17 protein-coding genes are annotated in these 20792 nt (G+C 72.6%); 6 read left to right on the forward strand and 11 right to left on the reverse strand.

What is annotated here, in order from left to right; translation table 11 throughout:
• The first annotated feature begins 110 nt into the window (after positions 1-110).
• Together NI25_RS06245 and NI25_RS06250 are read left to right on the forward strand one after the other, a co-directional pair.
• Positions 111-1079, forward strand: a complete 969-nt coding sequence (locus NI25_RS06245; protein ID WP_061446777.1) for a HAMP domain-containing sensor histidine kinase — start codon at positions 111-113, stop codon at positions 1077-1079.
• Positions 1080-1154: 75 nt separating this feature from the next.
• Positions 1155-2219, forward strand: coding sequence for a lipoate--protein ligase family protein (locus NI25_RS06250; RefSeq protein ID WP_061441495.1), 1065 nt, complete (start codon positions 1155-1157; stop codon positions 2217-2219).
• Positions 2220-2240: 21 nt separating this feature from the next.
• On the opposite strand, the gene NI25_RS06255 is transcribed toward NI25_RS06250, so the two are convergent.
• Positions 2241-2921 (reverse strand): response regulator, encoded by a 681-nt coding sequence (locus NI25_RS06255; RefSeq protein WP_061441496.1) that lies wholly within the window; start codon positions 2919-2921, stop codon positions 2241-2243.
• Positions 2918-4042 carry a sensor histidine kinase gene (locus NI25_RS06260; RefSeq protein WP_061441497.1) on the reverse strand — a complete coding sequence of 375 codons (1125 nt, stop codon included), beginning with the start codon at positions 4040-4042 and terminating at the stop codon, positions 2918-2920. Before NI25_RS06260 ends, NI25_RS06255 begins: the two co-directional genes overlap by 4 nt.
• A 167-nt stretch (positions 4043-4209) precedes the next feature.
• On the opposite strand from NI25_RS06260, the gene NI25_RS06265 reads away from it, so the two are divergent.
• Positions 4210-5223, forward strand: coding sequence for a carboxymuconolactone decarboxylase family protein (locus tag NI25_RS06265; protein WP_061441498.1), 1014 nt, complete (start codon positions 4210-4212; stop codon positions 5221-5223).
• Between the two features lie 152 nt (positions 5224-5375).
• Entirely contained in the window at positions 5376-6035 is a 660-nt protein-coding gene (locus NI25_RS06270; protein WP_061441499.1) for a hypothetical protein, read from the forward strand.
• Here NI25_RS06270 and NI25_RS06275 read toward each other — a convergent pair.
• The 8 genes from NI25_RS06275 to NI25_RS06310 form a co-directional block, all read right to left on the reverse strand.
• Entirely contained in the window at positions 6032-7594 is a 1563-nt protein-coding gene (locus NI25_RS06275) for an NCS1 family nucleobase:cation symporter-1 (protein WP_061441500.1), read from the reverse strand. The genes NI25_RS06270 and NI25_RS06275 overlap by 4 nt on opposite strands.
• Positions 7595-7705: 111 nt before the next feature.
• Positions 7706-8728 (reverse strand): TIGR03842 family LLM class F420-dependent oxidoreductase, encoded by a 1023-nt coding sequence (locus NI25_RS06280; protein ID WP_061441501.1) that lies wholly within the window; start codon positions 8726-8728, stop codon positions 7706-7708.
• 11 nt (positions 8729-8739) lie between these two features.
• Positions 8740-10143 carry a dihydropyrimidinase gene (hydA, locus tag NI25_RS06285; protein WP_061441502.1) on the reverse strand — a complete coding sequence of 468 codons (1404 nt, stop codon included), beginning with the start codon at positions 10141-10143 and terminating at the stop codon, positions 8740-8742.
• Positions 10144-10177: 34 nt separating this feature from the next.
• Positions 10178-11020, reverse strand: coding sequence for a nitrilase-related carbon-nitrogen hydrolase (locus tag NI25_RS06290; protein WP_061441503.1), 843 nt, complete (start codon positions 11018-11020; stop codon positions 10178-10180).
• A 102-nt stretch (positions 11021-11122) separates the two neighbouring features.
• The gene (locus tag NI25_RS06295) at positions 11123-12748 is read right to left on the reverse strand and encodes a PucR family transcriptional regulator (protein WP_061441504.1); all 1626 of its coding nucleotides are present in this window, start codon (positions 12746-12748) and stop codon (positions 11123-11125) included.
• A gap of 33 nt (positions 12749-12781) precedes the next feature.
• A complete protein-coding gene (locus tag NI25_RS06300) occupies positions 12782-14065 on the reverse strand; it encodes an aspartate aminotransferase family protein (protein WP_061441505.1) in 1284 nt (427 codons plus the stop codon).
• Entirely contained in the window at positions 14062-14904 is an 843-nt protein-coding gene (locus NI25_RS06305; RefSeq protein WP_061441506.1) for a nitrilase-related carbon-nitrogen hydrolase, read from the reverse strand. Before NI25_RS06305 ends, NI25_RS06300 begins: the two co-directional genes overlap by 4 nt.
• 156 nt (positions 14905-15060) lie before the next feature.
• Complete coding sequence (locus tag NI25_RS06310; protein WP_061441507.1) at positions 15061-15312, reverse strand: helix-turn-helix domain-containing protein; 252 nt, start codon at positions 15310-15312, stop codon at positions 15061-15063.
• Positions 15313-15375: 63 nt separating this feature from the next.
• Here NI25_RS06310 and map point away from each other — a divergent pair, with 63 nt between their 5' ends.
• Both map and NI25_RS06320 read left to right on the forward strand, forming a co-directional pair.
• Positions 15376-16152 carry a type I methionyl aminopeptidase gene (gene map / locus NI25_RS06315; protein ID WP_061441508.1) on the forward strand — a complete coding sequence of 259 codons (777 nt, stop codon included), beginning with the start codon at positions 15376-15378 and terminating at the stop codon, positions 16150-16152.
• Between the two features lie 195 nt (positions 16153-16347).
• Positions 16348-18876: an ATP-dependent Clp protease ATP-binding subunit gene (locus NI25_RS06320; protein WP_061441509.1), complete on the forward strand. Its 2529-nt coding sequence runs from the start codon at positions 16348-16350 to the stop codon at positions 18874-18876.
• On the opposite strand, the gene ggt is transcribed toward NI25_RS06320, so the two are convergent.
• Complete coding sequence (gene ggt, locus NI25_RS06325) at positions 18877-20685, reverse strand: gamma-glutamyltransferase (protein WP_061441510.1); 1809 nt, start codon at positions 20683-20685, stop codon at positions 18877-18879.
• Between the last annotated feature and the right edge of the window lie 107 nt (positions 20686-20792).

Raw genomic sequence — 20792 nt, forward strand, 5'->3', positions numbered from 1 at the left:
GGCCCGGCCGCACGGCGGCGCCGGAGGGGAGAGGGGTGGTGTCCGAAAGGGAGAGGAAATGGGTGCCGGAACCGATGGACTGTGCGCCGTGCGTCGCCGACGCTGCTGCGGTGCCCTTGTTCTGGAGAATCTCGCTGTTCAACTCGGTGGTGCTGATCGTCGCGACCGCGTTGCTGCTGGGACCGGTCACCGTGTCGACGCCCGTCCTGCTCACCGAGGCCGCCATCCTCACGGCGGGGTTGGTGGTGATCCTGGTCGCCAACGTCGTACTGCTGCGCATCGGTCTCGGGCCGCTGCGGCAGCTGGCCCGCGCCATGACCACCACCGATCTGCTGCGGCCGCGGGTGCGTCCGAAGGTCGACGGCGACGGCGAGATCGCCGAGCTGATCACGACCTTCAACACGATGCTCGACCGGCTGGAGGCCGAGCGGGCGCTGAGCGCCGCCCGCACCCTGAGCGCGCAGGAGTCGGAACGTCACCGCGTGGCCCAGGAGCTGTACGACGAGGTGGGGCAGACCCTCGCCGCCGTGCTGCTGGACCTCAAGCGGGTCGCGGACCAGGCGCCCGACGAGGTGCGCGAGCAGTTGTCGCAGGTGCAGGAGACCACCCGGTCCAGCCTCGACGAGATCCGCCGCATCGCCCGCCGGCTGCTCCCGGGGGTCCTGGAGGAGCTGGGTCTGTGCAGCGCCCTGAGGTCGCTCTCGGACGAGTTCACCGGCCCCTCGCTGACCGTGCGCCACGACATCGCCTCCGGCCTGCCCGCCCTCGGCGACAATGCCGACCTGGTCCTGTACCGGGTCGCCCAGGAGGGCCTCACCAACGCGGCCCGGCACTCCGGTGCCCGCCTGGTGACGCTCACCCTGGAACGGGCCGGTGAAGCCGTTCGGCTCCGGGTCCGCGACGACGGCCGGGGCTTCGACGGCTCCGGGGACGCCGCCGAGGGGGCCGGGATCCGCGGCATGCGGGAACGCGCCCTGCTGATCGGCGCGGACCTCTCCGTCGGCCCGGCGCGCGGGGGCGGTACGGAGGTGCGGCTGACGGTGCCCGTGGGCGGCCGGGTGGCCGACCGCGTCGGCTGAGCGCCGGAGGACACGGGGCGGGAACACACCGGCCGGGCGCACCGTTGTCCTCTACTGCGAAACGGAGGCGGAACGGTGCACGGTGAATACAAGATCCCCGGCGGCAAGCTGGTCGTCGTGGACGTGGAGTCCGAGAACGGCGTGCTGCGGCACGTGCGCGTGGCGGGCGACTTCTTCCTGGAACCGGACGAGGCGCTGGACGCCGTGAACCGCGCGCTGGAGGGCGCCCCGGCGGACACCGACGCGGCGGGACTCGCCGCGCGGATCGACGCCGCCGTGCCCGAGGGCACCGTGATGTACGGGCTGACCTCGGAGGGCGTCGGCATCGCGGTGCGCCGCGCCCTGGCCCACGCCACGGACTGGACGGACTACGACTGGCAGCTGATCCACGAGGGGCCGCAGTCCCCCGCGCTGCACATGGCCCTGGACGAGGTGCTGACCGCCGAGGTCGCCGCGGGCCGGCGTCCGCCGACGCTCAGGGTGTGGGAGTGGGGCGCCCCGGCCGTGATCATCGGCAGTTTCCAGTCGCTGCGCAACGAGGTGGACCCCGAGGGCGCCGCCCGGCACGGCATCGAGGTGGTCCGGCGCATCTCCGGCGGCGGCGCCATGTTCGTGGAGCCCGGCAACACGATCACCTACTCCCTGTCGGTGCCGGAGGCGCTGGTGCAGGGCCTCTCCTTCCAGGACAGCTACGCCTACCTCGACGACTGGGTGCTCGGCGCGCTCGGCGAGATGGGCATCCGTGCCTGGTACCAGCCGCTGAACGACATCGCCACCGACCAGGGCAAGATCGCGGGCGCCGCGCAGAAGCGCGTGGTGGGCCCCGGCGGCGGTCCCGGCGCCGTACTGCACCACGTGACCATGTCGTACGACATCGACGCGGAGAAGATGCTCGAGGTCCTGCGCATCGGCAAGGAGAAGATGTCCGACAAGGGCACCAAGAGCGCCAGGAAGCGCGTGGATCCGCTGCGCCGGCAGACCGGCCTGGCGCGCGAGACGGTGATCGAGCGGATGGTCTCCTCCTTCGGAGACCGGTACGGGCTGACCCGGGGCAAGGTGACGGACGAGGAACTGGCCCGCGCACAGGAGTCGGCACGCACGAAGTTCTCCTCCCCCGAGTGGACCGCCCGGGTGCCCTGACGGCCGGGTCCACCGGCAGGCTCACGCGCCGCGCACCGCGACCAGGCCCGACTCGTAGGCGAACACCACGAGCTGTGCCCGGTCGCGGGCGCCCAGCTTGGTCATCGCACGGCTGACGTGCGTCTTGGCGGTCAGCGGACTGACCACCATGTGGGCGGCGATCTCCTCGTTGCTCAGGCCGCGCGCGACGAGCGCGGTGACCTCGCGTTCCCGGCGGGTCAGGGTGTCCAGGCCGGGTGCGGTGGCCCGGTCCGGGGGCCGGGCCACGAACTCGCCGATGAGAGTGCGGGTGACCGACGGGGAGAGCAGGGCCTCGCCGCGCGCGACCACGTCGATGGCCTGGAGCAGGTCGGCGGGCTCGGTGTCCTTGAGGAGGAAGCCGCTGGCTCCCGCCCGCAGCGCGTCGAAGACGTACTCGTCGAGGCCGTAGTTGGTGAGGATGACGACGCGTACGGCGGCGAGGTCGGGGTCGGTGGCGATGCGGCGGGTCGCCTCGATGCCCGACATCACCGGCATCTGTACGTCGACCAGCGCCACGTCGGGCACCTGTGCCCGCACCAGCGCCACCCCCTGTTCCCCGTCCGCGGCCTCGCCGACCACCTCGATGCCGTCCTCGGCGTCGAGCAGTGCCCGGAAGCCGGCCCGCATCAGGGCCTGGTCGTCGACGAGCGCGACCCGGAGGACACCGTTCCCGGCGTTCATATCGTCTCCCCCAGCGGGAGCCGTGCCCGCACCGCGAAGCCGCCCTCGGCGCGAGGGGCGGCGCTCAGGGTGCCGCCGAGCGCGCCCACCCGTTCGCGCATGCCGGTCAGGCCGGTGCCGGGCACCGGCGGGCGGGCCGGATCGGCGGCCCCGTCGTCGTCCACGTCTATCGCCAACTCCCTCACGGGTGCCCCGGTGTTCCCTGTGCCGTAGTCGATGCGGACCCGTACTTTCGCTGGTCCGGCGTGTCGCGCCGCGTTGGTGAGGGCCTCCTGCACGATGCGGTAGGCGGCCAGGTCGACGGCCCGGGGCAGCGGTCGCTCGTCTCCGGTGACGGTCAGGTCGACGGCGAGCCCCGCCGCGCGGGCCCGCTCGACGAGCAGCGCCGGGGTGCCGGCGGGTTCGTCGGCCCGCAGCACCTGGAGGGCGGAGCGCAGTTCACGCATAGCCTCGCCACTGGCCTCCTGGATGGCCAGCAGTGCGGGAGGCACCTCGTCACCGCGCTTGCGCGCGAGGTGGACGGCGACACCGGCCTGGAGCTTGACGATGGAGATGCTGTGGGTCAGCGAGTCGTGCAACTCGCGGGCGATGCGCAGCCGTTCCTCCCCGGCGCGGCGCAGGGCCGCCTCCTCCCTGGTGCGCTCCGCCTCCAGGGCCCGCTGTTCGGTCTGGCGCAGGTACGCCTGCCAGTTCCGGTCGGCGAGCCCGGTCACCACGGCGCACAGGAACCAGCCGGCGAGCAGCCCGGCCCGCTCGGCCACGTGCTGCGTGCCGGGCCCGGCGGCCACGTACCCGGCCAGGAACACGGCACCGCCGGCCGCCGCGACGCCCCGGTGGCCGACCCGGGCCGCGGTGTGCACGGCGCCTAGGACGGGCAGTGCGGACAGCGGGCCGGGGTGCGCGTGCACGACGTACGCCGTGCCGAGGGCGGTGACGACGGCCAGCACGGCGCGCGGGGCGGCGCGGTGGAAGGCGAGTGCCGCCGAGGCGAGGGCGACGAGCGCGTGGTCGAGGGCCGTGGTGCCGTCGTCGAAGGCGGCGACCGCCGTGCCGAGGGCGCCGACCACGGCCGCGAGGACCACGTCGGCGAGCCGCCCGCGATCGACCTGACGTCCACTCATGACCGCACCATAGACGGCCCGTCCGACGGCCGCGTCGGCCCTGTGGACGGCTTCGCGACTACTACCGGCGAAGTAGTCCGCCGCCCCACCGGCTCCCGGCGGCGCAGCGCCGACCGCATCCGTCCGTACGACGACCCCGGGCACCCGGACGGCGCAGGCTGCTGTCCATGCCCACACCCTTCCGTTACACCGAACCCCTGCCGCCGAAGGCGGCCACCGGCCGCGTCGCCGAGGTCTACGCGCAGGCCGCGCGGGACTTCGGCATCCCCGAACCCGCCCCGTTCGTGGCCCTGTCCTCGGCGCCCGCACTCGTCGCCCCGGCCTGGGCGCTGATGCGCGAGTCCCTGCTCGCCGGGCCCGGCGACCGCACCGGCAAGGAGGTCGCCGCCTTCGGGGTGTCCGAGGCCAACAGGTGCCGGTTCTGCGTGGACGCGCACACCATGCTGCTGCACGCCACCGGCGAGCACGCCCTGGCCGAGCGGCTGGCCCGGGGGCAAGAGCCCGCCGACGAGCGGCACGCGCGCGTGCTCGACTGGGCGCGGCGCACCCGGGTCCCGGGCGCCGCGCGGGAGCCGTACCCGTTCCCGCCCGAGGAGGCTCCCGGCTACCTCGGCACCGTGCTGGCCTTCCACTTCATCAACCGCGTCGTGTCGGCCCTGGTGACCGAGAGACTGCTCCCGGCCGACGCGCAACGGCTGCGCCCGGTACGGAGCCTGGCGGGCCGGACGCTGTCCCGCACCGTGCGGCGAGCCGTCGCGCCCGGCGCCGCCCTGCCCCTGCTGGACGACCCCGGCCGGGGCCCGGCCTGGGCGGCGGGCACACCGGTCGGCCCGGCGTACGCGGCGCTGAGCGCCACCGCCGCCATGGGCGCCGGGCTCCTCGACGCCGACGACCAGGACCTCGTACGCACCACCCTGCGTGACTGGGACGGCTCGCACCCGTCTCTCACCGCGGGCCCGTTCCCGGACCGGAGCGAGCGTCCCGGTGCCCGGCTCGCGCTGCTGGTCGCGCTCGCGCCGTACCGGATCACGGAGGCGGACGTCGCGGCGTGGCGCCGGCCCGAGCACACCGACCACTGCCTGGTGCACCTCGTCGCGTACGGCGCGTTCGCCGCCGTGGACCGCATCGAGACCTCCCTGACCGCCCCCAGCACCCGCGCCGCCGCCCGGGAGACCCCATGACCGACTGCGCACGGACGCGCGTGGCCGTGCGTCTGCGTCACCGCGCGGCCACGCACCGAGTTCGCCCTTCCGCCCCACGGGGACTCGTGTGACACTGGCGTCCCGTCCGCCGTGCGGGCACCCTCCGCACCGTCCCCCACGAGAAGTGCGCCGTGCGTTCTCTTCCTCTGCCGCTCGCCCTGACCGCCCGTCTGGCGCCGGTCGCCGTGCTCGCCACCGCGGGCTGGGCACTGTCGTCGGGGCCGGACACGTCACCGGCCGCGAAGGAGAGAACGCCGTCGCCCGACACCACCGGCCGATCGGCGTCCGCACCGGCGAGTCCGTCGGCGGCGAAGAAGTACGCCACCGCACCGGCACCGTGCGAGAGCCTGGCGGGCAAGACGGTCACCTCGCTGGTGCCGGGAGCCAAGGCGGCCGGCAAGGAGATCCCGTCCACGGACACCAAGGTGCGCCGCACCTGTTCCTGGAACGCGCTCAAGGGGTACGACTACCGCTGGCTCGACGTCTCCTTCGAGGTGATGGAGACGGAGGAGGCCGCGCGGAAGTCGTACAAGGAGCGGGTCGCCGACCGCAGCGGCGGCGGTGACGTGCCGGGGCTCGGCGACAGCGCCTACTCCGTCGTGAACCTCACCACGGAGGACAAGCAGCAGACCCGTGAGGGCACCGTGCTGGTCCGTGCCTCGAACGCGCTGGTGGTGATCACGTACAACGGCAGCGACTTCGAGTCGAAGAAGGCGCCCGGCACCACCGAGATCAACAAGGGTGCCATCAAGGCGGCCAAGGAGGCCGTGGCCGCCTTGATGGGCGGCTAGGAGGGGCTCCGGGAGGGTGCCGGCTGCGCCGCGGCGGCCGCACCGGGCCGGGTCGCGGGCAGCAGCATCAGCGCCAGGTAGAGCACCAGGGACGTGCCCAGCCCCACCGCCCAGCCGTAGTCGGCCAGCGGTTCGAGGAAGGGCACGGGGCGGCCGTCGACCAGGGGGTGGAAGTCGGCGCCGCCGATGGCCAGGACGCCGCCGACGGCGAAGGCGAGCACCGCACGCCAGTTCCAGCCTCCGCCGTACCAGTAGCGGCCGCCCCTGCGGTACAGGTCCACGAGGTGGAGGCGGGCGCGGCGCAGGATCCAGTAGTCGGCGATGAGGATGCCGGCCACGGTGCCGAGCAGCCCGCCGACCAGGCCGAGCCAGGTGAAGATGTAGCCCTGCGGGTCGGAGTACAGCTTCCAGGGGAAGATCAGCACCGCGAGCACGGACGTGATGAGCGCGCCCGACCGGAAACTGACCTTGCGCGGTGCGACGTTGGAGAAGTCGAAGGCCGGGGAGACCAGGTTGGCCGCGATGTTCACGGACAGGGTCGCCACCAGGACGGTCACCAGGGCGAAGAGCAGGCCCACCACGTTGTCGGTCTTCGCGGCGAGTTGTACGGGGTCCCAGATCGGCTCGCCGTACACCGCCTGCGAGCCGGACGTGACCATCACGGACAAGAACGCGAACAGGGTCATCGTCGTCGGCAGGCCGAGGGCCTGGCCGCGGGTCTGGGCCTTCTGGCTCTTTCCGTAGCGGGTGAAGTCGGGGATGTTGAGGGACAGCGTGGACCAGAAGCCGATCATGCCCATCAGGGAGGGCCAGAACAGCTTCCAGAAGTCGCCGCCCCAGCCCAGCCTGGAGGGCTGGTCGAACAGCGGGCCGAGGCCGCCCGCCTTGTCGGCCATCCACCACAGCATCACGAAGGCGCCGACGAGGACGAAGGGCGCGGCCCAGTTCTCGAAGCGGCGGATGGTCTCCATGCCCCGGTAGATGATGGCGACCTGGAGCGCCCAGAAGATCGCGAACGACAGCCACATGGTCCAGGCGTAGCCGCCGACCGTGGCGGCGCCGGTCCACCCGTCGCCGATCAGCTTGCCGGCCAGGAAGTAGATCGCCTCGCCGCCGATCCAGGTCTGGATGCCGAACCAGCCGCACGCCACCAACGCCCGTACGACGGCGGGCAGGTTGGCGCCCCGGATGCCGAAGGAGGCGCGGGCGAACACCGGGAAGGGGATGCCGTACTTGGGTCCGGCGTGCCCGGTGAGCAGCATGGGCGCGAGCACGATCAGGTTGGCCAGGGCGATGGTGAACACCGCCTGCTTCCAGTCCATGCCGACCGCGATCAGACCGGACGCGAGGGTCCAGGAGGCCGTGTTGTGGGCCATGCCGACCCACAGGGCGGAGAAGTTGTACGTGGTCCAGGTGCGCCCCTCGACGGGGACGGGCAGCAGGTCCTCGTTGGCGTAGGGACCGCTCGGCGGCGGGGAGCCCGGGGCGAGCTCCACGCGCCCGTCGGGGAGGGTGACTTGGGCGGACGGCGGTATGGCCGTGGGCGCGGTGTCGGTCATGAGCAGGCCAATCATGCGGTGGGACGGGAGAGGCCGTGCGGGCGGTGCCGAGGGGGGGTGCGCGGGTGCGCCCTGGTGCCCGCCCCGTCGTGCGGGGCGGGCGGGGGTGGGTCACGCGTTGACGGCCGGGATGACCTTCGTGCCGTAGGCGTCGATCACGGTTTCCTGCGCGTCGTGCATGTCGTACAGCGCGAACTGGTCGACGCCGAGGGCGCGCAGGGCGGTCAGCTTCTCGATGTGCTTCTCGACCGGTCCGATCAGGCAGAACCGGTCGACGATCTCGTCCGGCACGAACTGGGTGTCGGGATTGCCGCTGCGCCCGTGGTGGGCGTAGTCGTAGCCCTCGCGGGCCTTGATGTAGTCGGTGAGTTCGTCGGGAACGGCACCGGTGTGGGCGCCGTACTTGGCCACCAGGTCGGCGACGTGGTTGCCGACCATGCCGCCGAACCAGCGGCACTGCTCGCGTGCGTGGGCGAGGGCCTCGGGCGAGTCGTCGGCGGTGACGTAGGCGGGGGCGGCGACGCAGATCGTCACCTCGGACGGGTCGCGTCCGGCGGCCTCGGCGGCGTCCCGGACTGCCTTGACCATGTACTCCGTGAGGTAGAGGTCGGCGAGCTGGAGGATGAAGCCGTCGGCCTCCTCGCCGGTCATCTTCAATGCTTTGGGCCCGTACGCGGCCATCCACACGGGGACCTCGGCGCCGGGCTTGATCCAGGGGAACCGGACGACGGTGCCGCCGCCGAGGTCGGCCTCCTCTCCCCTGCCGAGCGCGCGGATGACCTTGATGGCCTCGCTGATGCGGGCGAGGGTGTTGGGCTTGCGTCCCGCGACGCGCATCGCGGAGTCGCCGCGGCCGATGCCGCAGACGGTGCGGTTGCCGAACATGTCGTTGAGGGTGGCGAAGGTGGAGGCGGTCACCTCCCAGGTGCGGGTGCCCGGGTTGGTGACCATCGGGCCGATCTTCAGCGTGCTGGTGTGGGACAGGACCTGGCTGTAGATCACGAACGGTTCCTGCCAGAGCACGGCGGAGTCGAAGGTCCAGCCGTGGCTGAAGCCGTTGCGCTCGGCCCGTTGCATCAGCTCCACGACGCGGGAGGCCGGCGGGTCGGTCTGCAGGACGAGTCCGAAGTCCATGGGCACCACTCCTAGTTCAGGTACTGACAGGTGGCGCGCGGGGTGTAGACGCCGTGGCCCTTGCGCCCGGTGTACTCCCGCTCGGTGACGACCGGTTCGCCGCGCGAGAGCACGGTCTCCACCCGGCCGGTGATCCGCCTGCCCTCGTAGGCCGAGTAGTCGACGTTCATGTGATGGGTCTCGGCGGAGATCACCTGCTCGGCGTCCGGGTCGTAGACGACGATGTCGGCGTCCGCGCCGGGCGCGACGGTGCCCTTCTTCGGGTACAGGCCGAACATCCGGGCCGGGGTGGCGCAGGCGATCTCGATCCAGCGTCGGCGGCTGATGTGCCCGTCGACGACGGCCTGGTGGAGCAGGTCCATGCGGTTCTCGACGCCCGGCATCCCGTTGGGGATCTTGGAGAAGTCGCCGCGGCCCAGCTCCTTCTGCCCGCTGAAGCAGAAGGGGCAGTGATCGGTGGAGACCACCTGGAGGTCGTTGGTGCGCAGGCCCCGCCACAGCGCCGCCTGGTGTTCCTTGGGCCTGAGCGGCGTGCTGCACACGTACTTGGCGCCCTCGAAGTCCGGCTCGGCGAGGTTGTCGGTGGACAGGAACAGGTACTGGGGGCAGGTCTCGCCGAAGACGGGCAGGCCCTCGTCGCGGGCGCGGGCCAGCTCCGCCACCGCCTCCGTCGCCGAGACGTGCACGACGTACAGCGGCGCCCCGGCGACCTGCGCGAGCCGGATCGCGCGGTGCGTCGCCTCCGCCTCCAGCAGCGCCTTGCGCACCTCGCCGTGGAAGCGGGGGTCGGTCTCCCCGCGGGCGAGGGCCTGCTCGACCAGGACGTCGATGGCGATTCCGTTCTCGGCGTGCATCATGATCAGGCCGCCGTTGCCGGCGGCGCGCTGCATGGCGCGCAGGATCTGGCCGTCGTCGGAGTAGAAGACGCCGGGGTAGGCCATGAACTGCTTGAAGGAGGTCACGCCCTCCTCCACCAGCAGGTCCATCTCCTTGAGGGTGTTCTCGTTGACGTCGGAGACGATCATGTGGAAGGCGTAGTCGATCGCGCAGTTGCCCTCGGCCTTGGCGTGCCAGGCGTCCAGGCCCTCGCGCAGGGAGTGCCCTACGCTCTGGATGGCGAAGTCCACGATGGTGGTGGTGCCGCCCCAGGCGGCGGCACGGGTGCCGGTCTCGAAGGTGTCGGCCGCGTAGGTGCCGCCGAAGGGCATCTCCATGTGGGTGTGCCCGTCGACGCCGCCCGGGATGACGTACTTGCCGCTCGCGTCGATGGTCCGCTCGGCCGTGAACGCCTCGGCCGCCGGGGTGCCGGTCGCGGCGAGGGCGGCGACGCGGCCGTCCTCGATCAGAACGTCGGCGTGCATCTCGTCGGACGCGGTGACGACGAGGCCGCCGCGGATGACGGTACGGCTGCTCATGCTGCTGTTCCCTCCTGTCGGGGGCGCCGGCGGATCAGGGCGCGGTCAGCGGGGAGTAGGCGCCCGGCGCGCGGTCGCGGTAGAACTGCCAGCGGTCGCGGACCTCGCGCAGCTTGGCCATGTCGAGGTCGCGGACGACGAGTTCGGTCTCCTTGTCGCTCGCCACCTCGCCGACGAACCGGGCCTCGGGGTCGACGAAGTACGAGGTGCCGTAGAAGTCGTTGTCGCCGTACTCCTCGACGCCGACGCGGTTGATGGCGCCGACGAAGTACTCGTTGGCGACGGCGGCGGCCGGCTGCTCCAGCTGCCACAGGTAGCCGGACAGGCCGCGCGAGGTGGCCGACGGGTTGAAGACGATCTCGGCGCCTTCGAGGCCCAGCGCCCGCCAGCCCTCGGGGAAGTGCCGGTCGTAGCAGATGTAGACGCCGACCTTGCCGACGGCGGTGTCGAAGACCGGCCAGCCGGAGTTCCCGGGGCGGAAGTAGAACTTCTCCCAGAAGCCGCGGACTTGGGGGATGTGGGTCTTGCGGTACTTGCCGAGGTAGGAGCCGTCGGCGTCGATGACGGCGGCGGTGTTGTACAGGACGCCGGGCTGCTCCTCCTCGTACATGGGGAGCACCAGGACGATGCCGTGCTCGCGGGCGAGCCGCCGGAAGCGCTCGACGATCGGCCCGTCCGGGATGCTCTCGGCGTAGGCGTAGAACTCCGGGTCCTGGACCTGGCAGAAGTACGGTCCGTAGAACAGCTCCTGGAAGCACATGACCTGTGCGCCCTGGGCGGCGGCGTCGCGCACCGCCTGCTCGTGGACCTGGATCATCGATTCCTTGTCGCCCGTCCAGGCGGTCTGGAAGAGCGCGGCACGGATCACTCGGCTCATCTTCGGCCTCCACTCGCTCGGTGTACGGCGAGACTAGGGACGGCGGCCGGCCGGTTTGAGTGGCACGGTGTCACGTCTGCGGGGGTCGGGCATTGCACGGTGTCACCCCTGTTGGGCGTCGTGGGCGAGGAGTGCGATGTGGACGGAGGCGGCCTGCTCGAAGTCGTCGAGGTCGACGCCGAGGAGGCCCTGTATGGCTTCGAGGCGGCGGTAGAGCGCGGGCCGGGAGACGTGGTGGAGCTGGGCGGTGCGGGACTTGTTGCGGCCGGTGGCGAGGTAGGTGCGCAGGACGGGCAGCAGGTCCTGGTCGGGGCCGCGCAGCAGTCCGTCCAGCTCGCGTTCGGCGAAGGACTGCACGTGCGGGTCGTCGCGCAGCAGCCGCACCAGGCCGCGCAGATGGATGTCGCGCAGCCGCACGACGGGCGGCAGGTCCAGGGCGGTCGCGGAGTCGGCGACGGCGTCGGCGACGTGCTGGGCCTCGCGCAGGCCCGCCGGGACGTCCGTCCAGTCGGCGCGGGCGTCGGCCGCCGCGACCACGGTGCGGGACGCGTCCGGTTCCGCACGGAGCCTGGTCGCGAAGTGGGCGGTGAGCGCCCGGGCGTCCTGGTCGGGGGCGAGGCTGAGCAGGACGGCGACGTGGTCGTCGGCCAGCCGGGCGGCGATGCCGGGCAGGCCGAGGCGCCGCAGCACCCGGGCGGGCCGGGCCGGCTCCCGCTCGCGGACGACGAGGGGGACGAAGACGCGCCGGTTGACGGGCAGGCCGGCCGCGCGCGCCCGGGGCAGCAGTTGCCGCGCCGGTACGGCTCCGGTGACCAGGTCGGTGAGCAGGCTGCGCGCGGACTGCTCCTCCCACGAGTCCCACGCGTCCCGGGTGCCCGCGGCGACGCCGCCGTGGGTGCCGTCGCCGGCGAGCATGCGGTGCAGGACGAGGGCCTCGGCCGCGCGGTCGGCGAGCAGGCGTCCGGCGGCGCGCTCGCCCCGGTAGCCGCACAGCACCAGGCGTCCCCAGCGCTCCCCGCGGCAGGTCAGTTCGGCGCGGACCCAGCCGTCGGCCGACGCGGCACCGGCCTGGCGGGCGATGCGCTCCCAGTCCCGCAGGACGTCGTCGACGGCCGCCCGCTCCCCCGCCGTGGCGAGCACGCGGTGGGCGAGGTTGGTGACGACGACCGGGCAGCCGGCGTGCCGGGCCACCTCGTCGAGCAGGCGCTGCACCGGGGCGCCGGCGGTGATCAGGCCGGTCAGTTCGGTGCGTACGGCCTCGGAGAGGCTGACGGCGGCGAACTTGCGCCGCAGCAGCCGGGACTGCACCTCCTCGGTCAGTTCGGCGAAGGGGAAGGGCCGGTGCAGGACGACCAGGGGCAGTCCGCACCGTTCGGCCGCCCTGCGCATCACGTCGGGCGGCGCGGGGAAGGCCCGGCCGAGGCCGAGCACGACGGCCGCGGCCTCCGCGCGGTCCAGTGAGCGGATGTACTCGCCCTGCCTGTCCTCGTCGCCGGCGAGCAGCACGCCGGTGGTCAGGACCATCTCGCCGCCGCTGAGCATCACGCCGACGTCGGCGGCCTCGGCGACGTGCACCCAGCGCACCGGCCGGTCGAGCCGGTGGGCGCCGGCCACCACCTCGGGTTGTCCTGCCTGCACCCGTTCCAGGTCGAGGACCTGGCGGACCGACAGAGCCGGCTCCCAGGGCTCCCGGGGCTGCTGGGCCGGGACCCGCGAGGTGGTGGTCATGGCGGCGCCTCCTGGGGCTCGGCCACGCGGCGGTCAGATGCTCCGCAGGGCGCGTTCGAGGATCGCGGCGCCCTCCTCGGCCTCCGCGACGGTGAGGGACATCGGCGGGGCGATGCGCAGGACGCTGGTGCTGTGGCCGCCACCCTTGCCGACGAGCAGCCCGCCGGCGCGGGCCTCCTCCAGCACGGTGGTCGCGGCCTCGGGTGCGGCCTCGTCGGTGCCGGGCCGGGTCAGTTCGACGCCGATCATCAGACCGCGGCCGCGCACCTCCCGTACGTGCGGCACCTGGGCGGCGACGGCGCGCAGCCGTTCGATGAGCAGGCCGCCGACGCGCCGGGCGTTGCCCTGGAGGTCGTGTTCCAGCAGGTACGCGAGGTTGGCGAGGCCCGCGGCCATGGTGACCTGGGTGCCGCCGAAGGTGGAGATGCTGTTGGCGTCCAGGCAGTTCATGATCTCGGCGCGGGCGACGACACCGCCGATCGACATGCCGTTGCCGATGCCCTTGGCGAAAGTCACGATGTCGGGCGGCCCGCTCCTGCCGTGTGCCTGCCAGCCCCAGAAGTGCTCGCCGGTGCGGCCCCAGCCGGTCTGCACCTCGTCGGAGATCCACAGGATGCCCCGCTCGTGCAGCACCTCGCGGAAGGCGGCGTACAGGCCGTCGGGCGGGGAGGTGAAGCCGCCGACGCCCTGGACGGGTTCGGCGATCAGTGCGGCGGGGGCGCGGGTGTGGCCGAGCAGGTCCTCGAGGTCGGCGACGCAGGCGTCGATGAAGTCCCGGTCGTCCAGGTGGGCGTAGGGTCCGCGGGTGCGGACGCCGCCGTGGACGTAGAGGGTCTGGAGCGGGGAGAGGGAGGTCGGGGACCAGCCGCGGTTGCCGGTGATGCCGACGGCGCTGAAGGAGCGGCCGTGGTAGCTGTTGCGCATCGCCAGGATCGCGTTGCTGCGCCGGTGGGCGGTGGCCAGCAGCAGGGCGGTGTCGTTGGCCTCGGTGCCCGAGGTGGTGAAGAAGACGCGGGCGTCGGGGATGCCGGAGAGCTGGGCGACGCGTTCGGCGAGCTCCACCATCGGGCGGTTGAGGTAGAGGGTCGAGGAGTGGACGATCCGTCCGGCCTGTTCGGCGACGGCCTTGGTGACCTCGGGCAGGGCGTGCGCGGTCATCGTGGTGAGGATGCCGCCGAAGAAGTCGAGGTACTTGTTGCCGGCCGCGTCCCACACGTGGCGGCCCTCGCCGTGGGTGATCTCCAGCGGGTCCTCGTAGTAGAGGGCGAGCCAGTCGGGCAGGACGGCGCGGTGGCGGGCGTAGAGGTCGCGGGTCACGGCCGTACCAGCCCCTCGTAGGCGTCGGGACGCCGGTCGCGGTAGAAGGCCCACTGCTGCCGGACCTCCTCGATGAGGCCGAAGTCCAGGTCGCGGACGACGAGTTCCTCCTTGGTGTCGCTGGCCGTGTCGCCGACGAACTGTCCGCGCGGGTCCACGAAGTACGACGTCCCGTAGAAGTCGTTGTCCCCGTACTCCTCGACGCCCACCCGGTTGATGGCGGCGACGAAGTACTCGTTGGCGACGGCCGCGGCGGGCTGTTCGAGCTGCCACAGGTGGGCGGAGAGGCCGCGGTGGGTGGCCGAGGGGTTGTACACGAGCTGGGCGCCGCCGAGGCCGAGTTGGCGCCAGCCCTCGGGGAAGTGGCGGTCGTAGCAGATGTAGACGCCGACCTTGCCGACGGCGGTGTCGAAGACCGGCCAGCCCAGGTTGCCGGGGCGGAAGTAGAACTTCTCCCAGAAGCCCTTGACCTGCGGGATGTGGTGCTTGCGGTAGGTGCCGAGGACGGTGCCGTCGGCGTCGATCACGGCCGCGGTGTTGTAGTAGAAGCCGGACTGCTCGACCTCGAAGACGGGGGCGACGACCACCATGCCGGTTTCGCGGGCGAGGGCCTGCATGCGGCGGACGGTGGGGCCGTCGGGCACGGGCTCGGCCCAGCGGTAGTGCTCGGGGTCCTGGACCTGGCAGAAGTAGGGGGCGTTGAAGACCTCCTGGAACCCGATGACCTGCGCGCCCTGCTGGGCGGCCTCGCGGGCGTGCTCCTCGTGTTTCGCCACCATGGACTCGGTGTCGCCGGTCCAGGTGGCCTGGACGAGAGCGGCACGTACGACGTTGGCCATGAGCTGCTCCTTCGACACGACGTCAGAGCCTCTACGCCCGTAGAGCAGGCCGTAGAGGGACGAACGTAAGCCTGGCCGGACGGGCTTGCCAAGACCATCGTCGTCAAGGCGCGGTGTCGATCACGTTTCGCACTCCTGTGGGTGAGTGCGGGCGCCTCAGGCCGGCAGGGGAACGCACCTGCCCACCAGCTCGTCCATGGACAGCCCCAGCGCGCCGGCCAGTGCGGCCACCGTGAAGAACGCCGGGGTGGGGGCCCGGCCGGTCTCGATCTTGCGCAGGGTCTCGGCGGAGATGCCGGCCTCGGCGGCGACCGCCGTCATGCTCCGCTCGCCGCGGGCCGCGCGGAGCAGGCGGCCGAGCTGCTCGCCGCGCTCGCGCTCTTCGGGGGTCAGGGGGGTGCGCACCATGGCGTCATTCTAATACCGCCCCCGCCGTCGTGGACCAATTCAAATACCGGTATAGTAATTGGCATGGTGGAACTGAAGACGGACTCATCGATCGACGCCATGCACGCGGCCGGGCAGGTCGTCGCGCGGGCCCTGACCGCGGTACGGCAGGCGGCGGACGTGGGCGTGTCGCTGCTGGAGCTGGACGCGGTGGCGCACGAGGTGCTGCGGGAGGCGGGCGCGGGCTCGCCGTTCCTCGGGTACCGGCCCTCCTTCGCGCCGACGCCCTTCCCCGGCGTCATCTGCGCGTCGGTGAACGACGCGATCGTGCACGGCATCCCGGACGGCTACCGGCTCCGCGACGGGGACCTCGTCTCCATCGACTGCGGCGCCCTCCTGGACGGCTGGGCGGGGGACTCGGCGCTCAGCTTCGTGGTGGGCACCCCCCGCGCGGCGGACGTGAAGCTGATCGAGACCGCGGAGCGGGCCCTGGAGGCGGGCATCGGGGCGGCCGTCGTCGGCAACCGCATCGGCGACATCGCGCACGCCATCGGCACCGTGTGCCGGGCGGGCGGCTACGGGATCATGGACGACTTCGGCGGCCACGGCATCGGCCGGCACATGCACGAGGACCCGGGGGTGCCCAACGAGGGCCGACCGGGGCGCGGGCTCCCGCTGCGGCACGGCATGGTCATCGCCATCGAGCCCATGCTGATCGCGGGCGGCCGGGACGACTACCACGCGGCCCCCGACGGCTGGACCCTGCGCACCAACGACGGCTCCCGGGCGGCGCACGTGGAGCACACCGTGGCGATCACCGAGAGCGGTCCGCGCGTCCTGACCTCGCGGGACGGGCTGTGAGACGTCCGGGACGGGCCATGACGTCGCGGGACGGGTCATGAGCCGCTGAGCGAGCCCCTGCGTGCCGTCCTCCGCGATCCCGGCTTCCCGGCATGCCCGCCGGAACAGAACGTGTCATGTTGGGCATGACCGCGCCCCGTCCGGGTTACCCGGCCCCGGCACGTCGATCAGCGATGCAGCGGAGGTCCGTACACGATGACCAGCGGCTACATGGGCCCGGAGGGCGACCCGTTCGCGGAGTTCCTGGCACGCTTCTTCGGCGGGCCCAGGCCGAGGCAGATCGACATCGGCCGACTGCTCAGCCAGCCCGCCCGGGAGCTGGTGCGCGGCGCCGCCCAGTACGCCGCCGAGCACGGCAGCCGGGATCTGGACACCGAGCACCTGCTGCGGGCCGCGCTCTCCACCGAGCCGACCCGGGGACTGCTCAGCCGGGCCGGTGCCGACCCCGACTCGCTGGCCTCGCAGATCGACGAGCGGACCGGCCCGGTGCAGCACCCGCCCGGCGAGGTCCCGCCGCCCACGTCTCTCTCGCTCACCCCGGCCGTCAAGCGGGCCCTGCTCGACGCGCACGAGCTGGCCCGCTCCACCGGCACCGGCTACATCGGCCCGGAGCACGTGCTCAGCGCCCTGGCCGCCAACCCGGACTCGGCCGCCGGGCACATCCTGAACGCGGCCCGGTTCGCGCCGTCCAACGTGCCCACGGACTCCCCGGAGGCCGCGAAGGCCCGCACCGAGAGCACCCGGGCCACGAACACCCCGACCCTCGACAAGTACGGCCGCGACCTCACCGATCTGGCCCAGCAGGGCCGCATCGACCCGGTGATCGGCCGCGAGGAGGAGATCGAGCAGACCGTCGAGGTGCTCTCCCGGCGCGGCAAGAACAACCCCGTCCTGATCGGTGACGCCGGGGTCGGCAAGACCGCCGTCGTGGAGGGGCTGGCGCAGCGCATCACCGACGGCGACGTGCCCGACGTGCTGGCGGGACGGCGGGTGGTCGCCCTCGACCTGACCGGGGTGGTCGCCGGAACCCGCTACCGGGGCGACTTCGAGGAGCGGATGAACAACATCGTGGGCGAGATCCGCGCCCACTCCGACCAGCTGATCATCTTCATCGACGAGCTGCACACCGTCGTCGGCGCCGGCGGGGGCGGCGAGGGCGGGTCGATGGACGCCGGGAACATCCTCAAGCCGGCCCTGGCCCGTGGCGAACTGCACATCGTGGGCGCCACCACGCTGGAGGAGTACCGCAGGATCGAGAAGGACGCGGCCCTCGCCCGCCGCTTCCAGCCCATCCTGGTGCCCGAGCCCACCACCGCCGACGCCATCGAGATCCTGCGCGGTCTGCGCGACCGCTACGAGGCCCACCACCAGGTCCGCTACACCGACGAGGCGCTGGTCGCGGCCGTGGAGATGTCCGACCGCTACCTCACCGACCGGCGGCTGCCCGACAAGGCCATCGACCTGATCGACCAGGCGGGTGCCCGGGTCCGGCTCCGGTCGCGCACCAAGGGCACCGACGTGCGGGCCCTGGAGCGCGAGGTCGACCAGCTGGTCCGGGACAAGGACCAGGCGGTCGCGGACGAGCAGTACGAACAGGCGACGCAGCTGCGGGACCGGATCGTCGAACTGAAGCAGCGCATCTCCGAGGCCACCGGCGACGGGCAGGCCGACGAGGGGCTCGACCTGGTCGTGGACACCGAGTCCATCGCCGAGGTGGTCTCCCGGCAGACCGGCATCCCGGTCAGCAGCCTCACCCAGGAGGAGAAGGACCGCCTGCTGGGCCTGGAGTCCCACCTGCACGAGCGGGTGGTCGGCCAGGACGAGGCCGTACGGGTCGTCTCCGACGCCGTGCTGCGCTCGCGCGCCGGGCTCTCCAGTCCCGACCGGCCCATCGGCAGCTTCCTCTTCCTCGGCCCGACCGGCGTCGGCAAGACCGAACTGGCCCGGGCGCTGGCCGAGGCGCTGTTCGGGAGCGAGGACCGGATGGTGCGCCTGGACATGAGCGAGTACCAGGAGCGCCACACGGTCAGCCGCCTGGTCGGCGCCCCGCCCGGCTACGTCGGGCACGAGGAGGCCGGTCAGCTGACCGAGGTGGTGCGCCGCCACCCGTACTCGCTGCTGCTGCTCGACGAGGTGGAGAAGGCGCACCCGGACGTCTTCAACATCCTGCTCCAGGTCCTGGACGACGGGCGGCTGACCGACTCGCAGGGCAGGACGGTGGACTTCTCCAACACGGTCGTCGTGATGACCAGCAACCTGGGCTCCGACGTGATCACCCGGCGCGGCGCCGGGATCGGCTTCGGCTCGGGCGGCGCGGAGGCGGACGAGGAGGCCCGGCGCGAGCAGGTGCTGCGCCCGCTGCGCGAGCACTTCCGGCCCGAGTTCCTGAACCGCGTCGACGAGATCGTGGTCTTCCGCCAGCTCAGCGGCGAGCAACTGCGGCAGATCACCAGCCTGCTCCTCGACCAGACCCGCCGGATGGTACGCGCGCAGGGCATCACCGTGGACTTCACCGACGCGGCCGTGGACTGGCTCGCCGAGCGCGGCTACCAGCCGGAGTACGGCGCGCGTCCGCTGCGCCGCACCATCCAGCGCGAGGTCGACAACGAGCTGTCCCGGCTGCTGCTCGACGGCCGGGTCGCCGAGGGCGGCCGGGTGACGGTCGACGTCGAGGACGGGCGGCTGGCGTTCCGGACGCCGGAACGGCCCGTCCCCGAACTGTGACTACCTCCGCCGCACCGGTTCGACCACCATCGCCGAACCGCCGCCGCGCCGTACCTTCTCCGCGGCGGCCAGCCACTTGCCGTGCGGCAGCCGCTGCACGGCGGTCGCGGCGCCGATCTCGGGGTTGGGTTTGAAGGAGTGCCCGAGGGCCTCCAGCTCGGCCCGTACGCCGCTGTCGTAGAGGCCGGGTTCGAGTTCGGTCTGCGCGGCGTTGCGCTGGCTGGCGCGCGGGGCGGCGATCGCGTCGACGAGCGGGAGTCCGCGGTCGAGGAAGCCGGTGAGGGTCTGCAGCACGGTGGTGATGATGGTGGCGCCGCCGGGTGAGCCGAGGGCCACGACCGGCTGGTGGTGGCGGTCGAGGACGATCGTCGGCGCGATCGAGGAGCGCGGGCGCTTGCCGGGTCCGGGCAGGTTCGGGTCGTGGACGGCCGGGTTGGCCGGGGCGAAGGAGAAGTCCGTCAGCTCGTTGTTGAGCAGGAAGCCCCGGCCGGGCACGGTGATGCCGCTGCCGCCGGTCTGCTCGATGGTGAGCGTGTAGGCGACGACGTTGCCCCACTTGTCGGCCGTCGTGAGGTGCGTGGTGTTCTCGCCCTCGTACGTCGTCGGCGCCGCCGTGCCGCCGCCCGCGCAGTCGGCCGGGTGCCTCGGGTCGCCGGGGGCGAGCGGACTGGTGAGCACCGCGTCGTCCTTGATCAGGCACGCGCGCGAGTCGGCGTACCGCTGCGACAGCAGCTCCTTCGCCGGTACGTCCTCGAAGGCGGGGTCGCCGACCCAGCGCCCTCGGTCGGCGAACGCGATACGGCTGGCCTCGATGTAGCGGTGCAGGTAGCCGGCCTTGTCCGCGCTGGAGAGGTCGGTGCGCTCCAGGATGTTGAGGGCCTCGCCGACCGTGGTGCCGCCGGAGGACGAGGGGGCGATGGAGTAGACGTCCAGGCCTCGGTACGAGGTCTTCGTGGGCGCCTGGAGCTTGGCCTCGTAGGCGGCGAGGTCCTTCGCGGACAGGTCGCCGGGGCGGGCGTTCCAGCCGGAGTCCGGGTCGACGGGCGGCTTGTTGACGGTGTCGACGATGTCCTCGCCGAGTTCGCCGTGGTAGAGGGCGCCGACGCCCTCGCGGGCCAGTTCCTTGTAGGTGCGGGCCAGGTCGGGGTTCTTGAACGTCGAGCCCACGACCGGGAGTTCGCCGCCCGGCAGGAACAGCTCGGCGGTGTCGGGGAAGTAGCGGAACCGCTGCTCGTTGGAGGCGGTCTGGGAGCGGAAGGTCTCGTCGACGGTGAAGCCGTGCCGGGCCAGCCGCTCGGCGGGCTTCAGCACGGCCGAGAGCTTCCGGCTGCCCCACCTGTCGAGGGCCGTCTGCCAGGTGGCCGGGGTGCCCGGCGTGCCCACGGACAGGCCGCTGGTGACGGCGTCGGCGAAGGCGAGCGGCTTGCCGTCCTCCGTGAAGAGCTTCTCGTCGGCGGTGAGCGGCGCGGTCTCGCGGCCGTCGATGGTGCGCACCGTACGGGACTTGGCGTCGTAGTAGACGAAGTAGCCGCCGCCCCCGACCCCGGCGGAGTAGGGCTCGGTGACGCCCAGTGCCGCGGCGGTGGCGACGGCCGCGTCGACGGCGTTGCCGCCCTTGCGGAGCACCTCGATCCCGGCGGCGGAGGCGTCCCGGTCGACGCTGGCGACCGCGCCGCCGTATCCGACGGCGACCGGGGTCTTCGGAGCGGGCCGGTGCTGTGACGTGGGCGGCGCGGCCGCTCCCACCGACACCACCACGGCGGCCGAGACCGCCAGGACCGTCAGATTCCGTGCGACAGGGCGACGCATCCGCACCTCCAGGGAAAGGCCGTTCGGGCAGCTTAGTTGATCGTCATGGCCGCGTCAGGAGCACACGACGCGGCCTGGTGCGCCCGGAGCCCCCGCGCCCCGTCGAA

This window comes from Streptomyces sp. CCM_MD2014, assembly GCF_000772045.1.
GTDB lineage: Bacteria > Actinomycetota > Actinomycetes > Streptomycetales > Streptomycetaceae > Streptomyces > Streptomyces salinarius.